Origin of the sequence: Psychrobacter sp. TB20-MNA-CIBAN-0197, from assembly GCF_040309765.1 — a bacterium.
Classification (GTDB): domain Bacteria; phylum Pseudomonadota; class Gammaproteobacteria; order Pseudomonadales; family Moraxellaceae; genus Psychrobacter; species Psychrobacter submarinus.
Genome location: NZ_JBEOPC010000910.1, coordinates 1 through 258, shown reverse-complemented (window position 1 = coordinate 258; position 258 = coordinate 1). Strand labels below are relative to the sequence as shown.

The 258-nt window shown below is 55.8% G+C and carries 1 protein-coding gene; it reads right to left on the bottom strand.

The window, feature by feature from the left end; genetic code table 11:
• Positions 1–232 (bottom strand): carboxymuconolactone decarboxylase family protein (locus AAEY83_RS16515; RefSeq protein ID WP_351060798.1); only part of this gene is annotated, 232 nt, incomplete at its 3' end.
• Positions 233–258: the final 26 nt, after the last annotated feature.

Sequence of the window (258 nt, the reverse complement as noted above, 5' to 3'; positions counted from 1 at the left end):
GCTTGAGTTCATGCGGGCGGTTGAGCGCCGAGATCATTGCCAGGTTGATCATGCTGCGCTCCTTGAGCGACAGACCCTCACGCCCCCAGACATGGCCCCAGCAGTATTCAGTGACCATTTCCTGCAGCGGGCGGGTGAAGTCGTCGGCGTTCTCGATCGAGCGCTGAACATAGGCTTCGCCCAATACCTGGGTGCGGATTTTCAGACCTTTTTCATACTTATCGTTACTCATCATTCCTCCAATCCACAGGTGTTCCC